The organism is Paenibacillus ilasis, assembly GCF_043195395.1.
Taxonomy (GTDB): Bacteria; Bacillota; Bacilli; order Paenibacillales; family Paenibacillaceae; genus Paenibacillus_AQ; species Paenibacillus_AQ lautus.
The window spans coordinates 2278817-2293391 of sequence record NZ_JBHDJG010000001.1; the positions used below are offsets into that span (position 1 = coordinate 2278817).

General features: G+C 43.1%; 13 protein-coding genes. 11 read left to right on the forward strand and 2 right to left on the reverse strand.

Going from position 1 to position 14575, the window contains the following annotated elements:
* Window positions 1-14 precede the first annotated feature (14 nt).
* Window positions 15-626 carry a class I SAM-dependent methyltransferase gene (locus ACETK5_RS10610; protein WP_394055501.1) on the reverse strand — a complete coding sequence of 204 codons (612 nt, stop codon included), beginning with the start codon at window positions 624-626 and terminating at the stop codon, window positions 15-17.
* A gap of 882 nt (window positions 627-1508) precedes the next feature.
* Here ACETK5_RS10610 and ACETK5_RS10615 point away from each other — a divergent pair.
* The 4 genes from ACETK5_RS10615 (at window position 1509) to ACETK5_RS10630 (ending at window position 5643) form a co-directional block, all read left to right on the forward strand.
* The gene (locus ACETK5_RS10615; RefSeq protein ID WP_394055503.1) at window positions 1509-2969 is read left to right on the forward strand and encodes an Msr family ABC-F type ribosomal protection protein; all 1461 of its coding nucleotides are present in this window, start codon (window positions 1509-1511) and stop codon (window positions 2967-2969) included.
* Between the two features lie 195 nt (window positions 2970-3164).
* Window positions 3165-3443 (forward strand): ArsR/SmtB family transcription factor, encoded by a 279-nt coding sequence (locus tag ACETK5_RS10620; protein WP_100539401.1) that lies wholly within the window; start codon window positions 3165-3167, stop codon window positions 3441-3443.
* Between the two features lie 96 nt (window positions 3444-3539).
* Window positions 3540-3923, forward strand: coding sequence for a VOC family protein (locus ACETK5_RS10625; protein ID WP_100537428.1), 384 nt, complete (start codon window positions 3540-3542; stop codon window positions 3921-3923).
* A 328-nt stretch (window positions 3924-4251) separates the two neighbouring features.
* Window positions 4252-5643, forward strand: a complete 1392-nt coding sequence (locus tag ACETK5_RS10630; protein ID WP_394055506.1) for an amino acid permease — start codon at window positions 4252-4254, stop codon at window positions 5641-5643.
* 96 nt (window positions 5644-5739) lie between these two features.
* Here the strand turns inward: ACETK5_RS10630 and ACETK5_RS10635 are convergent, their stop codons facing one another.
* A complete protein-coding gene (locus ACETK5_RS10635; protein ID WP_326120519.1) occupies window positions 5740-6702 on the reverse strand; it encodes a helix-turn-helix transcriptional regulator in 963 nt (320 codons plus the stop codon).
* Between the two features lie 109 nt (window positions 6703-6811).
* Between ACETK5_RS10635 and ACETK5_RS10640 the strand changes: the two genes are divergently transcribed.
* The 7 genes from ACETK5_RS10640 to ACETK5_RS10670 all read left to right on the forward strand — a co-directional run bounded on the left by ACETK5_RS10640 (window position 6812) and on the right by ACETK5_RS10670 (window position 14406).
* Window positions 6812-7291 (forward strand): GyrI-like domain-containing protein, encoded by a 480-nt coding sequence (locus ACETK5_RS10640; RefSeq protein ID WP_100537426.1) that lies wholly within the window; start codon window positions 6812-6814, stop codon window positions 7289-7291.
* Window positions 7292-7369: 78 nt separating this feature from the next.
* Window positions 7370-7834 carry a phage tail protein gene (locus ACETK5_RS10645; RefSeq protein WP_394055508.1) on the forward strand — a complete coding sequence of 155 codons (465 nt, stop codon included), beginning with the start codon at window positions 7370-7372 and terminating at the stop codon, window positions 7832-7834.
* Between the two features lie 302 nt (window positions 7835-8136).
* A complete protein-coding gene (ppsA, locus tag ACETK5_RS10650; RefSeq protein ID WP_394055510.1) occupies window positions 8137-10746 on the forward strand; it encodes a phosphoenolpyruvate synthase in 2610 nt (869 codons plus the stop codon).
* 474 nt (window positions 10747-11220) lie between these two features.
* Window positions 11221-12003, forward strand: a complete 783-nt coding sequence (locus ACETK5_RS10655; RefSeq protein ID WP_165789714.1) for a squalene/phytoene synthase family protein — start codon at window positions 11221-11223, stop codon at window positions 12001-12003.
* 289 nt (window positions 12004-12292) lie between these two features.
* Window positions 12293-13096, forward strand: a complete 804-nt coding sequence (locus tag ACETK5_RS10660) for an undecaprenyl-diphosphate phosphatase (protein ID WP_394057386.1) — start codon at window positions 12293-12295, stop codon at window positions 13094-13096.
* A gap of 110 nt (window positions 13097-13206) precedes the next feature.
* Window positions 13207-13485 carry a hypothetical protein gene (locus ACETK5_RS10665; RefSeq protein ID WP_394055513.1) on the forward strand — a complete coding sequence of 93 codons (279 nt, stop codon included), beginning with the start codon at window positions 13207-13209 and terminating at the stop codon, window positions 13483-13485.
* Between the two features lie 66 nt (window positions 13486-13551).
* The gene (locus ACETK5_RS10670) at window positions 13552-14406 is read left to right on the forward strand and encodes a stalk domain-containing protein (protein WP_394055515.1); all 855 of its coding nucleotides are present in this window, start codon (window positions 13552-13554) and stop codon (window positions 14404-14406) included.
* The last annotated feature ends 169 nt before the right edge of the window (window positions 14407-14575 follow it).

Here is a 14575-nt window from a genome sequence, read left to right on the forward strand (position 1 = left end):
ATTGGGATGGAGAGCTAAGTTCTCATGAGGTTACTAATTTGCTGCTTGGTTGGCTCCGCCGTGAAGTAAATTTCGTTATATAACATGCACTTTGTAAACTTCTTTATGACCTCACATTCGTATTGCCCTTTTTGAAATAAATTTAGGTAACTAATCTCGCTGCGGATGTATTTCCCATCATCGTACCAGTTCATAAATCGATTGTTAAATGTTCTGTTCATACAAAAATACGGCTCCATGACGATAACCTTCCCACCCGGTTTCAAAACTCGCTCAAACTCGATCAAATATGAACGAATCTGATCATCTGATATATGATGAAGAACAGCTACGACAAAGATATAGTCAATGGTGTTATTCTCTATAGGGATCTGGTATTCATCAAATATTTCAAACTTATGGTTAGGGTACAGCCTTTTGGCGAGACGAACCCGATCCATATTGGGTTCAATGCCAAGATACCGATCTGCATGACAAAGGGAGCAATTGGCTCCAGTACCCGACCCAAAATCAAGAATGAACTTATTCTCCAATTGGAAATGGTTTTGGATATGGTCATGGATGTATTTTTTTGTAATCCATTGGGGACGGACAAACCAGTGATACAGGCGCGGGGATAGAGGCATAGGTAAACAAGTCACCACCTTAATTTATGTAACTCAAAAGTTAATTTAACTCATTGAGGCATTCGATATACTTAGAAAACATAACCGGTTTCCTTCGTTTTAAGAAAAGCAAACCGTTTGTATAAACAAAGCAGCCGGAGTTTTGAATCCGACTGCTTTATTCTTTTTACTGTTCAAGAAAATTATTGAATAGACCTCAACATTCGACCCCAAGCATTTCTATTCGACCTGCGTCTATATGCCATTCCAATGAGTGTGGCACCGACACCTACAGCTAATAAAGACATGACGGTTTTCTGATTATTGATTTTGAAAGGGATCATCCGCTGCATACCATTTCACTCCTTTTGCTGGGATATTTGTTCGGGCTCCGAACTATCGTATTATGGGTAGGTTTTTAACTCTTCATTCAGAAAAAGTATGGTTAGTGGGTATTAATTGGGATATCATTTGACAGTTGCAGCGCTCGATGTTAACATACGACTATTATTGAAGAGGAGGATTGCGATCAATGGTTCACTCCATGCGTTTATGGTAAGCAAGCGATAAAAAAGCGGATTTCCACTGAGGTGGGCTTTTTTTGAGCTGCTTATTTTACGTATGAGGACATTGATTGCGACCCGGACGGCATTTTTGCTGTGTCTTGTTTCGCTCTGTTCTGGCACGTAATTCATGCAGATCCAAGCCCACTTGTGGACTTGGATCTGCATTTTTTATTGCTATCGTGCTTGGCACGTAACGATCAAAGTCATTTATTTGAAAAGGAGGCATGACGATGCAAAGGATACACTGGTACTTCTTTATATAATCCTCCCTTTGCGAATCGCGGGTCAACCTGCAAACGGAACAACGGAAACTGCGATTTTCGAAGGAGGATAATACATGTTATTAATAAAAGCTAAGGATATTTATGTGGAATATTTGGGGCGCGACGTGCTCGATATCGACCAGTTGGAGTTGTATGAGTACGACCGAATCGGTCTGGTTGGCGCCAATGGAGCTGGGAAGAGTACGTTGCTCAAAACTCTGCTGGGCAAAATCCCTCTGCAGCACGGCAAGATTTCAAGGGAAGGGACATTTGCCTATCTCCCCCAGTTGGAAGAGGTCGTTGTTCAAGATGTGCAGGACTACGCCATAATTGGCAAATTAGGGATCGACCGAGTGCAAGCCGACACAATGAGCGGTGGGGAAGAGACGCGACTAAAAATTGCACAGGCACTTTCGGGAGAAGTTCATGGCATTTTTGCCGATGAACCGACAAGTCATCTGGATCGCGAAGGCATCGATTTCCTTGTGAACCGGCTTAAACATTATTCCGGAGCTCTGCTCATCATTAGTCATGATCGTTATTTCCTAGACCAGGTCGTCGATAAGATCTGGGAGCTGAAAGACGGTAAAATTACCGAATACTGGGGTGGTTATACTGACTATTTGGTTCACAAGGAAGAGGAACGACAATCCCAGTTTACCCAATATAAACAATATGTGGAGGAAAGAGAGCGACTCGAACAGGTCGTCAATGAGAAGAAGAGTCAGGCACGGAAGCTTGAGCAAAAGGCAAAGGGAACAGACAGAAAAAACAGATCGCAAAGCGGAGGACGCCTCGGCCATCAGAAGTCCCAAGGCAGCAAGCAAAAAAAGCTCCATAACGCAGCCAAAAGTACGGAACGGCGAATCCAAGCGCTTGGCGAAGTTACCCCGCCCGAGCCCGAACGAAGTGTTCAATTCCGACAGAGCAAAGCGCTGGAGTTGCACAATCCCTTTCCGATTGTGGGCAACGAGATCAGCAAACGGTTCGGAGATAAACTGATTTTCGACAACGTGTCCTTCCAGTTCCCGCTTGGTGGCAAGATTGCGATAACCGGGGCTAACGGCGTCGGAAAAACCACGTTGTTTAACATGATTCGCGATCGGGAGAGCGGGATTACGTTGTCGCCAAAAGCGGAAATTGGCTGCTTTGTCCAAAATGATTACAAGTTCGATCGGAATCAGAACGTAATGGCATTCATACAGGAAAACTGTGAATACCCTGTTTCGGACATTCGAGCTGTACTCGCGTCCATGGGGTTCACGCATCAGGATGTTCGCAAAGAGCTTTCGGTATTAAGCGGCGGCGAAATCATCAAACTCCTCCTAGCCCAATTGTTGCTTGGGCGCTACAACATCCTGCTTATGGACGAACCGAGCAACTTTCTGGATATTCCAGCCGTGAAAGCGCTCGAGACCATGATGCAAAAATACGCAGGCACGATCGTGTTTATATCTCACGATGTCCGGTTGATCGAGGGCGTCGCAACCCAGGTGTATGAGGTGAAGGATGGCCAACTTATTCGATTGAAGTAAGGAGTAAATGAGCTGTATTTTCAATTTTAACGTCTTCTATGGTCCAATTTTCAGTGATCTGATGTTTGCCCGTTCATTGGTGTCTGGCTTGATCGATGGAATCGTAAGTTCACAATGATGGGTGCTGGCAGTATCATTGCGGTTTCCCGTTTGGTAAGTTTGACAAGCAACCGCGGGGTTGCTTATAATCAATATATGAATTGGGACAATGATGCTATATTCAAAGCACTTAACGATTCGACTCGGAGGCTTATATTAGACGAACTATCCGAACGCAATGAGCAGACGTTGTATGAACTTACGGTGCGCCTCATTACGAAGCACAATCTTTCTATTACTCGACAAGCGATAGCTAAACATATTTCGGCATTGGAAGATGCAGGGCTCGTAAAATCAGAAAAAAAAGGAAAATATCGAGTGATTATTTTCAACAACGAACCACTTAAAAATCTACTGAAAGGATGGGTAGAGTAATTTTAATTGCTTCGGAAGAATGTAAGGTTTTTCTGATTGGAGCCAGATTGTTAGCAGCACACCAACATCACAAATATCTAAGGAGGCAAAAACATTATGAAAATCATGGTGACCAGTTTATTTGTTCAAGATCAAGACAAGGCACTTGAGTTTTATTCAGAAAAGCTGGGGTTTGTCAAAAAGGAGGACGTTCCCGTCGGAGAATTTAGGTGGATAACGCTTGTTTCTCCCGATGACCAAGAGGGTACCGAGCTTTTACTCGAACCGAATGACCATCCTGCCGCCAAAGAATATCAGAAGAAGATATTTGCCGATGGCATCCCAGCAACGATGTTTGGCGTTGCAGATATTAATAAAGAGTATCATCGATTGTTGGAAAGCGGCGTGAAGTTTACGATGGAGCCGACAAAAATGGGCGAACTCACAATAGCTGTCTTCGATGATACATGCGGCAACCTTATTCAGATTGTGCAGAAGTAACTCCATGGCGAGTTCTAACGACTTTATTAGGAGTTTTACGGTCAGTGAAGCGTTTTTTATCAAAAATTAAAATACCTTTAATGTTAACCCTGTCCTATTATTAGGACGGGGTTATATACATTTACAAGGTCTGATAATAAATGAGATTGATGTCATTCTAGAATAGTAGGGCCCCTTGTAGGTTTACCAAATGAATATAATTGTTTTCATAGGAACAAGCTACTACAATTGGATTAGCGTGTATAAAACAAAATTGGCGTCTACTTCTTATGAGATTTGCAGCTTGTCCAAATGAACAGCAAAGAGAGCAGCAGAGGGGGGAACTGCAATGAAAAACAATGAATTAAAGAGAGGGCTCGAAGCTCGTCATATTCAGATGATTGCTTTAGGCGGCACAATCGGTGTCGGATTATTTATGGGCTCTGCAAGCACGATCAATTGGACAGGTCCTTCGGTGATGCTTGCGTATGCAATTGTAGGGGTTTTTATATTTTTCATCATGCGCGCAATGGGGGAAATGCAGTATGTAGAACCGAGCACGGGGTCATTTGCGACCTTTGGACATAAGTACATTCATCCTTTGGCAGGGTATGTGACGGCTTGGAGCAACTGGTTCCAATGGGTTATTGTCGGGATGGCGGAGATCATTGCTGTTGGGACGTATATGAAGTACTGGTTTCCGGATTTGCCCGCCTGGATACCAGGGCTCGTCGCAATCGTGATTCTCGGTGCAGCCAACCTATTCTCTGTGAAATCATTTGGTGAATTTGAGTTTTGGTTTGCGATGATTAAAATCGTTACCATCGTCCTGATGATTGTTGCAGGGTTGGGTCTGATTTTGTTCGGAATAGGCAACGGTGGGCATGCGATTGGATTTTCGAACTTGTGGCAGCATGGGGGTTTTTTTACTGGCGGGTGGTCGGGGTTTTTCTTTGCTCTCTCTCTAGTAATAGGGGCCTATCAAGGAGTCGAACTGATCGGGATTACAGCAGGTGAGGCAAAAAACCCGCAAAAAACGTTAATGCGCGCGACGCAAAGTATTATCTGGCGGATTTTGATCTTCTATATTGGCGCGATTTTTGTGATTGTTACGGTTTACCCTTGGAATCAATTGCAAACCATCGGCAGCCCGTTCGCTGCTACATTTGCGAAAATCGGCATTACTGCAGCGGCGGGGCTGATCAACTTTGTTGTCATCACAGCTGCCATGTCAGGTTGTAATAGCGGGATTTTTAGCGCAGGACGCATGCTTTATACATTGGGAGTCAATGGACAGGCACCGAAAATATTTACGAAACTGTCCCGTAACGGCGTGCCCTTGCTTGGAACGATTGGCGTACTCGTGGGATTGGGCATTGGCGTGATTTTAAGCTATATTTCACCCGAAAATCTGTTTGTGCACGTGTACAGTGCCAGCGTACTTCCCGGTATGGTACCGTGGTTTGTCATTCTAATCAGTCAAATCAATTTCAGAAAAACCAAGGGGAATGCCTTGCAGCATCATCCGTTCAAAATGCCTTTCGCCCCGGTGACAAACTATGTGACCATTGCCTTTTTGCTTATGGTACTGGTCGGTATGTGGATGAACGATGAAACTCGCTTTTCCCTGATTTCCGGCATTATTTTCTTAGGTATTGTTGTGATGAGTTATTACGCTTTTAGGGTTGGCAAGGCAGCTCCAATATACGATCAAACCAATCATGAAAATAGCAGCAAATGAATTGGAAGACTTCCATTTCCATTTGAAGATACTAATAAACATCCCATTCTCACCAAAAGAGGAATGGGATGTTTTAATTGGTTTAACTGGTACTGCTTATGGGCAGTATAAGTTTAATCTCTCTTGTAAACCTACTAAGACTTCTTCCGGTATCTCCCTGACCTTGATATCTCCACCTAGGAAAAGCAGCCAATTTGTAATTTCAGTCAATTCTTCTGAATGATGAACATTGATAAAAGTCTTTAAGGTAGCTGTGGTTTGATACGGGTTCGTATATGAAATTGAAAACTTTAAAGGATGGTATTTTTTGAACTGGGCAATCGCCTTGGGGCCAAGATCAAGGACAAGGTTGATTACTTCTTCGTGCTTACTTAGTTGTTCTAAAATTTTTTTCTTACTTACTCTTTTTTTCGTAGGGTATGGTTCTACATGGGTGAGATTGTCGACAGGAATAATCCGCCTCTTTTCTTCCTCTAAGTCAAAGCCTTCAATTATCCATAAGCTCTTTTCACGATAGAGGTGTAAGAGATAAATGGTATAAGACTTTATCATCTTTTCTTCTTGGATGGAAACCGATAAATACCTGTCCACAAGAAGAATTTGGATGAGCTTTTCTAACATCGGATGGGGCAGGTCAGACAAGTCAAGCAGGTCTGGGTTATTGGGGTTGGTCCCTTCAAAAAGCAATATTTGATTCAAAAGCACAAGGTCATCTTGCTGGTTCTCCGAGATGAGGCCTAGTAATTTTTCAGCTAAAGACTGACGGCTCTTTAGATAAGGGAGTTGTTGATTTCTTGTGGCCATAAAGGCAATAAACAGCGCTTTAATTTCAGTATCGGTAAAGCGGACCGTGGGCAGTACAGAGTTGTTCATAACAAAATAACCCCCGTCCCTCCCAACTTCAGCAACAAGCGGCATCCCCATGGCTTCAATTTCTCGGATATCTCGAATCGCCGTCGAACGAGAGATGTTAAATTCCTGCATGATCTCAGAAATGGTAAAGTGGGCGCGGTTGTTGATATATCGCATAATGGTATTGATTCGTTCAACTTTTTTCATCGGGCCTCTCCTAAACAGTATCATTTTTTGACATGATTTAAGGTTATTATAAACCTATCAAGTGAAAAGACAATCATTTGATAAACTTAAAAAAAGGATGGTTTTGAATATGACAAATTATGCGCTTGAGGAAAAAGACAGCTTTATCGTATTAGGAATTGGAACGGAGCTCCAGAGCGATTACACAGACTATGCTGGCATAAACAAGGAGAAGGCGGATTTTTGGGAGGCCGTGAAACAGGATGGAAGGCTGGACACGTTAAAGGCCATCGCCGCAAATGACTACATTTTTGCCGTAAACGAAGCGGTGAATAATAAGATGATGCATTATGCCGGCGTCATGACAGAGACATCGTTACCTGAAGCAACTCGAGTGATTCAATTTCCTAAAGGGGAATACCTCGTTGTAAAAGGGGAAGGGAAGACGGCTGATGAGTTGAGTAATAAACTTACTGGCATTGCCTTTGGACAAGTCTTGCCGGAAGCACAAAATTTTGCCTATGTTGGCGGGCCAAATGCAACGGTTGAAATGGGGCAGCGAGACGATCTTGTATTCGGTGAGTTGTGGATTCCGGTTGTAAGGAAATAAGCGAATGCTCTTGATGCGAGCTTTACTCGAAGTCGATTCAATGAAGTAATGCTCGCATAACTTTTAGGAGGAATGGAAATGTCCTATATCGTTGATTTTAAAAATGTGTCTACGCATGGCTTAGAATCTTCACCCGCAGCAGAAGCGCTTGCTGGTTTACGAGCGAATGAAGCCCGTTACTTTATGAACAAATATAAGCATGAATTTACGGTTGTACCCGCTAGCGAAAGCAAGGAAACCCTTGATTATGTAAACCGAATTTTAAAAGAAGAACGTGATCTTGAGTTTGCGGCCAAACCTTTAGAAACCTCGCGCTTTCAAGTGGAAAATATCCAATTTGCCTACGTCTTTTATGAGGATGGTCTTGCCCTCAACGTCATGTATACGGTGGATGATCCTAAGAAGCGGGCTGTTGGTTTTAAGCTTTCGGAGGGGATGGAGGTTCCACAGGAGTTGGAAGGGAAGTTTAAGTTTGCTAGACAGAAGTCGAAATTAGCTGGAACCATTCGGGGCTCGTTTTTCGTCATTAAAGGAGAATATTAAAGGATTAACAGAAGACAGAAACTTGTGCATGCAGTGAAAACCCTGCTAGCTATCCACTGACAAGAGCAGCGATATTTCGCAGCTCTTTTTATTTGGTTTGGATGTCACTAAGATAGCGGAAAACAAAAAAAGAACCTGAAGGTTCTTTTTTATTGCATATAAACAGACATGGTGATATAATCAGACCACGACTGACAGAAGTAAATCGGACATAAATATCTTATCTTACAATTTAATTGTACCATGCCGAAAAATCCTTGTCAAATGTTTTTTCTCAATTTAATGGTTAGGAGAGATGTTGAATGCGTTCGTTGGTTCTCGATTTTCAGGAAATGGAAAAAACGCAGCTTTGGCTCGTTGGCGGAAAAGGGTTACATTTAGGGAAATTATCAAAAATCGAAGGAATACAGGTTCCCGAAGGATTTTGTGTGACAACCGTGGGTTATCAAAGAGCCATCGAGCAAAACGAAACGTATCATGCTTTGCTGGGTCGACTAACTATGCTAAAAGCAGAAGATCGAGATCAAATTGGTGAAATCAGCAGGAAGATCAGACAAACCATTATGGATATAGAAATTCCTCCCGATGTAGTGACAGCCGTAACTCACTATCTCTCCCGGTTTGGCAAGGAACATGCTTATGCCGTGCGTTCTAGTGCGACTGCCGAAGATTTACCGCATGCCTCTTTTGCCGGTCAACAAGACACCTATTTAAACATCATCGGCGTCGATGCCATCTTGCAGCATATCAGCAAATGCTGGGCTTCCCTATTTACGGATCGCGCGGTGATCTACCGTATGCAAAATGGATTTGACCACAGTCAAGTTTATTTATCCGTTATTGTGCAAAGGATGGTTTTCCCACAGGCTTCAGGGATATTATTTACCGCCGATCCGATGACCTCGAGCCGAAAGGTGTTATCCATCGATGCCAGTTTTGGACTTGGAGAAGCGCTTGTCTCTGGTTTAGTATCTGCCGATGGTTATAAAGTGCGGGAAGGGGATATCGTCGATAAGAGGATAGCAGCCAAAACATTGGCGATCTATGGACGAAAAGAAGGCGGAACGGAGACAAAGCAGATCGATCCTGATCAGCAAAAGACTCAAACACTTACTGATGAGCAAATTCTACAACTGGCACGCATCGGAAGACAAATCGAAGCTTATTTCGGCCAGCCCCAAGACATCGAATGGTGTTTGGCCCATGATACCTTTTATATTGTTCAGAGTCGGCCAATCACGACTTTATATCCGATCCCTGAAGCGAGCGATCAAGAAAATCACGTCTATATCTCTGTTGGTCATCAACAAATGATGACGGATCCTATAAAACCACTGGGGTTGTCGTTTTACCTGTTAATTACTTCTGCACCTATGCGTAAAGCCGGCGGGAGGTTGTTTGTCGATATTTCAGCTATGTTGGCTTCGCCTGTCGGCAGAGATGCGTTACTAACCCTGGGACGATCCGATCCGCTCATAAAAGACGCACTTGAGACCATTATAGAGCGAGATTTTATAAAACTGGTGCCGACTGATGATAAAGAACGGAGTCCCGGGAATCGCGGTAAAGGCAAGTCGTCCGCAGGCGTTCAAGCGCAATTCGAACACGATCCGGCAATCGTTTCCGATTTGATTAAGAGCAATCAAGCTTCAGTAGAAGAACTAAAATATAACATCCAAGCGAAATCGGGATCGGATTTGTTTGATTTTATTCTGGAGGATATCCAACAATTAAAGAAGATCTTATTCGACCCCCGAAGTACCTCTGTGTTTATGGCGGCTATGGATGCTTCCGAATGGATCAACGAGAAAATGATGAAGTGGTTGGGGGAAAAAAACGCAGCCGATGCGCTTTCGCAATCCGTGCCCCACAATATTACTTCGGAAATGGGTCTGGCGTTGTTGGATGTCGCAGATGCGATCCGTCCTTATCCGGAAGTGATTGAATATTTGCAACATGTAAAAGATGATCCCTTTTTGGATGAACTACCTAAGTTTGAAGGCGGACAGGAAGCCCGAGACGCGGTGCAAGCTTATCTCAACAAATACGGTATGCGATGTGCCGGAGAAATCGATATTACTCGAACGCGTTGGAGCGAAAAACCGATTACGATTGTGCCTTTAATTCTGAATAACATCAAAAACTTTGAGCCTCATGAAAGCATTAGGAGATTTGAGCAAGGGCGACGGGAAGCACTGCAAAAAGAACAAGACTTATTATATCGATTGAAGCAATTGCCGGATGGTGAACAAAAAGCCAAAGAAACCAAACGAATGATCGACCTCGTCCGGAATTTCATCGGTTATCGTGAATATCCAAAATACGGGTATATTAATCGCTACTTCGTATATAAGCAGGCTTTACTGAAAGAAGCCGAACAACTCGTACAAGTGGGCGTTATTCATGATAAAGCAGATATATATTATCTCACTTTTGAGGAACTTCACGAAGTCGTACGCACACATAAACTGGATTACCGGATGATCAACAAACGAAAAGACGAGTACAAATTATATAAAAAACTAACTCCGCCGCGTGTTATCACCTCGGATGGTGAAATCATAGCAGGGGAGTACAAACGAGAGAATCTCCCTGTCGGAGCGATTGCAGGTCTGCCTGTTTCCTCTGGAGTTATAGAGGGGCGAGCACGAGTCATCTTAAACATGGAAGATACTGATCTGGAAGATGGAGATATATTAGTCACCTCCTTTACTGACCCTAGCTGGACACCATTGTTTGTATCCATCCAAGGCCTAGTCACCGAAGTGGGTGGACTGATGACCCATGGAGCAGTTATTGCACGTGAATATGGCTTACCCGCAGTTGTCGGCGTGGAGAATGCTACTAAACGGATAAAAGATGGGCAGCGAATTCGCGTCCATGGAACAGAAGGGTATATCGAAATATTGTAAGAACTGAATGCGTCAAGTAAAAGGTTTTGTCATGAAAGACGGCATGAAATACAACCTGTCATGGATAAAAGGGTGATATAAAGCCGAGATTGCCCCCGCGATGCGAAGTATCCGTTTTCCCTTCGGGACCGATCCGTAAACTTATATTATTTTTAATCACTGACACACTGTGGTCGATGTTATGTGTTTATTATAAAGCCGCGTCCATTCAGATGCTCCCGACTGCTGGGGGGAGATCTTTGCTGGTGTATTTCGAGAGAACAAATCAATAAACGCGTCATTTCCATTGAGGGGTGAGAGAGGCAAATCGAGAATATCGGTTTGCCTCTTGTTTTGTTTATAACGATGCCTAAGTTTTAAGTACAATTTGGATTGACTATATCAACGTGTGTTATCATGGTAAGTAATGAGCAATTTAAAACTTAGCTATACTTGGAGGGAGTACTCATTAATAACGTCGCCTTGAATGAAGCCATGTCCATGTTAAAGAAGACGAGCCGTACTTTTTATATACCCATTAGTTATTTGGATTTAGGATTAAGGGAGGCTGTTACATCTGCCTATCTATGTATGCGTGCAATAGACGAAATCGAGGATCATAATGAACTCAATGACGAATTGAAAGTTGAATTGCTTTTTGGAATTCATGAAATATTTAAGTCACAGGATATTATGGAAGCAACACCAAGACTACTATCACCTTATCGGACAGTATTACCAGAAGTTACGATGCAGCTAGACAAATGGGCGATCCTTTGTCCGTCTTCCGGAGCTCCCATCGTAAATCATTACATCGCAAAGATGGCGTTACATATGTCTGAATGGGTTCAGAACGGGTGGAACATTCATACAGAAGAGGATCTGGACCGATATACCTATAGCGTTGCGGGTATGGTTGGAGAAATGTTATCCGAACTATGGTTATGGCATGACGGAACGCAATCTGATCTAACGAAGGCAATTGCCTTCGGAAGAGGGCTCCAATCGGTAAATATACTTCGAAATAGAGATGAGGATCTTAAACGTGGCGTTGACTTCTTCCCTGATGGTTGGGGATTTCATGAGATGCACCAGTACACATGCCGTAATTTACAAACCGCAGACTCTTATATCGCCGACCTGAAGGATGGTCCGGCGTTAAAGTTTTGCAAGATTCCATTAGCGTTAGCTCATGCTACGGTCAACCTCATTTCTGCGGGGGGAAGCAAATTAACGCGGGATACGGTACTTAAAATTGTGAATCGTGTGACTGGCTAATATAATTACTTCATATCAGAACGTTGGATGATGGACAGTCCCGGCTAAGCGGGGCTGTCCTTTTTCACGTAGTCTGTGTGTGAGAACAGTTTCGTTCATGGTGTAACAAGTGGGTGCCTATCTTCCAATTATCTAGTCAAAGGGCTGTTTAAGACTAAAACAATGAGCAATGTGACAATTATGTCATACGGAATGGAATTTTGTTATGTTAATCGATGGGAATATATAGATGTCCCCCTTATACTGGAAATTGCTGAACGAGTTTGTTTCCGAAGGGGGATATTCATTGGTGACTGATGTAGTTAAAGCAATAATACTTGGCATTATAGAGGGCTTAACTGAATTTTTACCGGTTTCGTCTACCGGACATCTTATTTTAGCAGGCAATTTGCTTAGCTTTGAGGGAGACGCTGCAATAACTTTTAAAATTGTTATTCAGTTGGGTGCAGTATTGGCAGTTCTCATTCTTTATTGGAAAAGGTATTTGGAGATTGGGGCTAATCTGATTAGAATGGATTTTTCCCAAAGTAAAGGATTAAATGTCATTCATATGATTTTGGCTATGTTACCGGCACTGATCCTATATCTTCTCTTCAACGACACCATAAAAAGCCAACTATTCGGCCCAACCCCTGTCTTGATCGGTTTAGTTGCCGGTGGCTTGTTGATGATCATCGCAGCACGGAGCAGGAGAACTAAAACCGCTGATACGATGGATGGGATTAATTATAAACAAGCACTAGGGATCGGCCTGTTCCAATGTTTGGCTTTATGGCCGGGATTTTCGAGATCGGGTTCGACGATTTCAGGCGGACTTTTACTTGGCACCAGCCAAAAAGCCGCCGCAGATTTTACGTTCCTTATTTCCGTGCCTGTTATGTTTGGTGCAAGCTTGCTGGATTTATACGATAGTCGCGATCTGCTGAATGCTGACGATATCTTTCTCATGTTGATTGGTTTTACGACATCCTTTCTTGTGGCAATGATTGCAGTCGTGACCTTCATCAAACTGATTAAGCGGCTTCGATTGGAATGGTTTGCTCTATACCGTTTTGTCTTAGCAGCTCTCTTCTATTTAATTGTCATCCAATGACCGGTTTTCGGCATGAATTGCTAAAGAAATCTGTTCCGCTACCATTTTGCTAAAAGAAAATCCTAGTATAATGAGATGAAACGCAGCCGGAAAGCTGCGTTTTTTGTACTATGAAGACGAGCTTACCCAAGGTTTTTTCACATCGCATTGAACCTTATTGGGCGATGGAGCCAATATCAGGTGTAAGTCCTAAAATGAAGGCCAGCCCTATGAATGAAATGGATATCCAGCCTTGGCTCATCCGGATGAGCCAGGGAGATGAAGAAGCGTTCCAGGCAGTTTATGATTTAACGCGTGATCAGGCTTTCGGATTAATCTATTATCTTGCCCCAAGCAAGCACGACGTCCTGGATATTATGAGCGAGGTGTACGAATATATTTGTGAGTAACCTTTTACCAGTTATAATCGTCTTTATTGTTAGCATTAAAAATTACAATTAGTGGGTGAGATTAGTATGAAAACGAAGCATTGGAAACATGCAGCTGCCGTTTTATTTATCATGTCTGTTCTTTTACCTCTGGGGGCTCAAGTATCTGATGCGGCTTCCAAGTACGTCGAACTGGAAATGCAATGGGAAGACGGTCGTACCACTCATATTGAGACGCTTCATAAGGACGGAGTGACTTACGGAAGTTTGTTCTCGCTAGGTAACCTAGCAGGTCTGCGTTGGGGGATGGAAAATGACAATACGGCGGTTCTGAAGCGGGATCAGAAGCGCATTGTTGTACACATGGGAAGCAGCATTGCCGAAGTAGATGGTCGAGAAGTGGATATGGGCAGAGAACCTGTGTGGTACATCAGTAACCTTTATGTGCCGATTCGATTCCTCGCGTCTGCTTTGGACGGGGAAGTGGCCAATCGGGACACGAAGACGGGGAAGGTAACCGTGACGGGACTCAACAACTATAAGGATACTTTTAATGACAGCATGATGGGATACAGCTATATGATTCGCGCAGCAAAAGGGGATCTTGAGATTACTAATGCTTATACGGGTCAAAAGCATTCGATTCCGCTAGGCATAAAGGACATTAATGTAAATACTCATGATCTTACCTTTAACTTCAAGAGGTCTCCCAGGAATCTACTTATCCTAAGCATTGAATATACTAACCGAAAGACTGGAGACTACGATCTGTATGCATTGGTATTCAAGAATCAAGGGCTGATTCGCAAATCCATTGCTCATGGGTTAATGGAGCCGCATGAAATCTTGAAGTCGGACGGCACCATTCAACTCCTTGATGATAAAATTATACGTATTATTGATGATGGAAGCGGCAATGTACTTAACGTGATGTCTCGGTAAATGGCTAGTGTTAAATGAAGAGGAAGGCGGAAGCTACTCGAGTTTCACCATTTCAAATGACTGGAGGAACAGAAACGGTTAATGGGAGTTGATTCCATATGTGGAGTATGGTAAATTTGTCTTATTCAGTAAAGAAAGGGTGACCCCAAGCCGATGATTTATTAATCCT

Bases quoted from the DNA above. Each gene is read 5' to 3' on its own strand.
- ACETK5_RS10610 (WP_394055501.1), bottom strand. From the start codon at position 626: ATGCCTCTATCCCCGCGCCTGTATCACTGGTTTGTCCGTCCCCAATGG.
- ACETK5_RS10615 (WP_394055503.1), top strand. From the start codon at position 1,509: ATGTTATTAATAAAAGCTAAGGATATTTATGTGGAATATTTGGGGCGC.
- ACETK5_RS10620 (WP_100539401.1), top strand. From the start codon at position 3,165: ATGAATTGGGACAATGATGCTATATTCAAAGCACTTAACGATTCGACT.
- ACETK5_RS10625 (WP_100537428.1), top strand. From the start codon at position 3,540: ATGAAAATCATGGTGACCAGTTTATTTGTTCAAGATCAAGACAAGGCA.
- ACETK5_RS10630 (WP_394055506.1), top strand. From the start codon at position 4,252: ATGAAAAACAATGAATTAAAGAGAGGGCTCGAAGCTCGTCATATTCAG.
- ACETK5_RS10635 (WP_326120519.1), bottom strand. From the start codon at position 6,702: ATGAAAAAAGTTGAACGAATCAATACCATTATGCGATATATCAACAAC.
- ACETK5_RS10640 (WP_100537426.1), top strand. From the start codon at position 6,812: ATGACAAATTATGCGCTTGAGGAAAAAGACAGCTTTATCGTATTAGGA.
- ACETK5_RS10645 (WP_394055508.1), top strand. From the start codon at position 7,370: ATGTCCTATATCGTTGATTTTAAAAATGTGTCTACGCATGGCTTAGAA.
- ppsA (WP_394055510.1), top strand. From the start codon at position 8,137: ATGCGTTCGTTGGTTCTCGATTTTCAGGAAATGGAAAAAACGCAGCTT.
- ACETK5_RS10655 (WP_165789714.1), top strand. From the start codon at position 11,221: ATGTCCATGTTAAAGAAGACGAGCCGTACTTTTTATATACCCATTAGT.
- ACETK5_RS10665 (WP_394055513.1), top strand. From the start codon at position 13,207: ATGAAGACGAGCTTACCCAAGGTTTTTTCACATCGCATTGAACCTTAT.
- ACETK5_RS10670 (WP_394055515.1), top strand. From the start codon at position 13,552: ATGAAAACGAAGCATTGGAAACATGCAGCTGCCGTTTTATTTATCATG.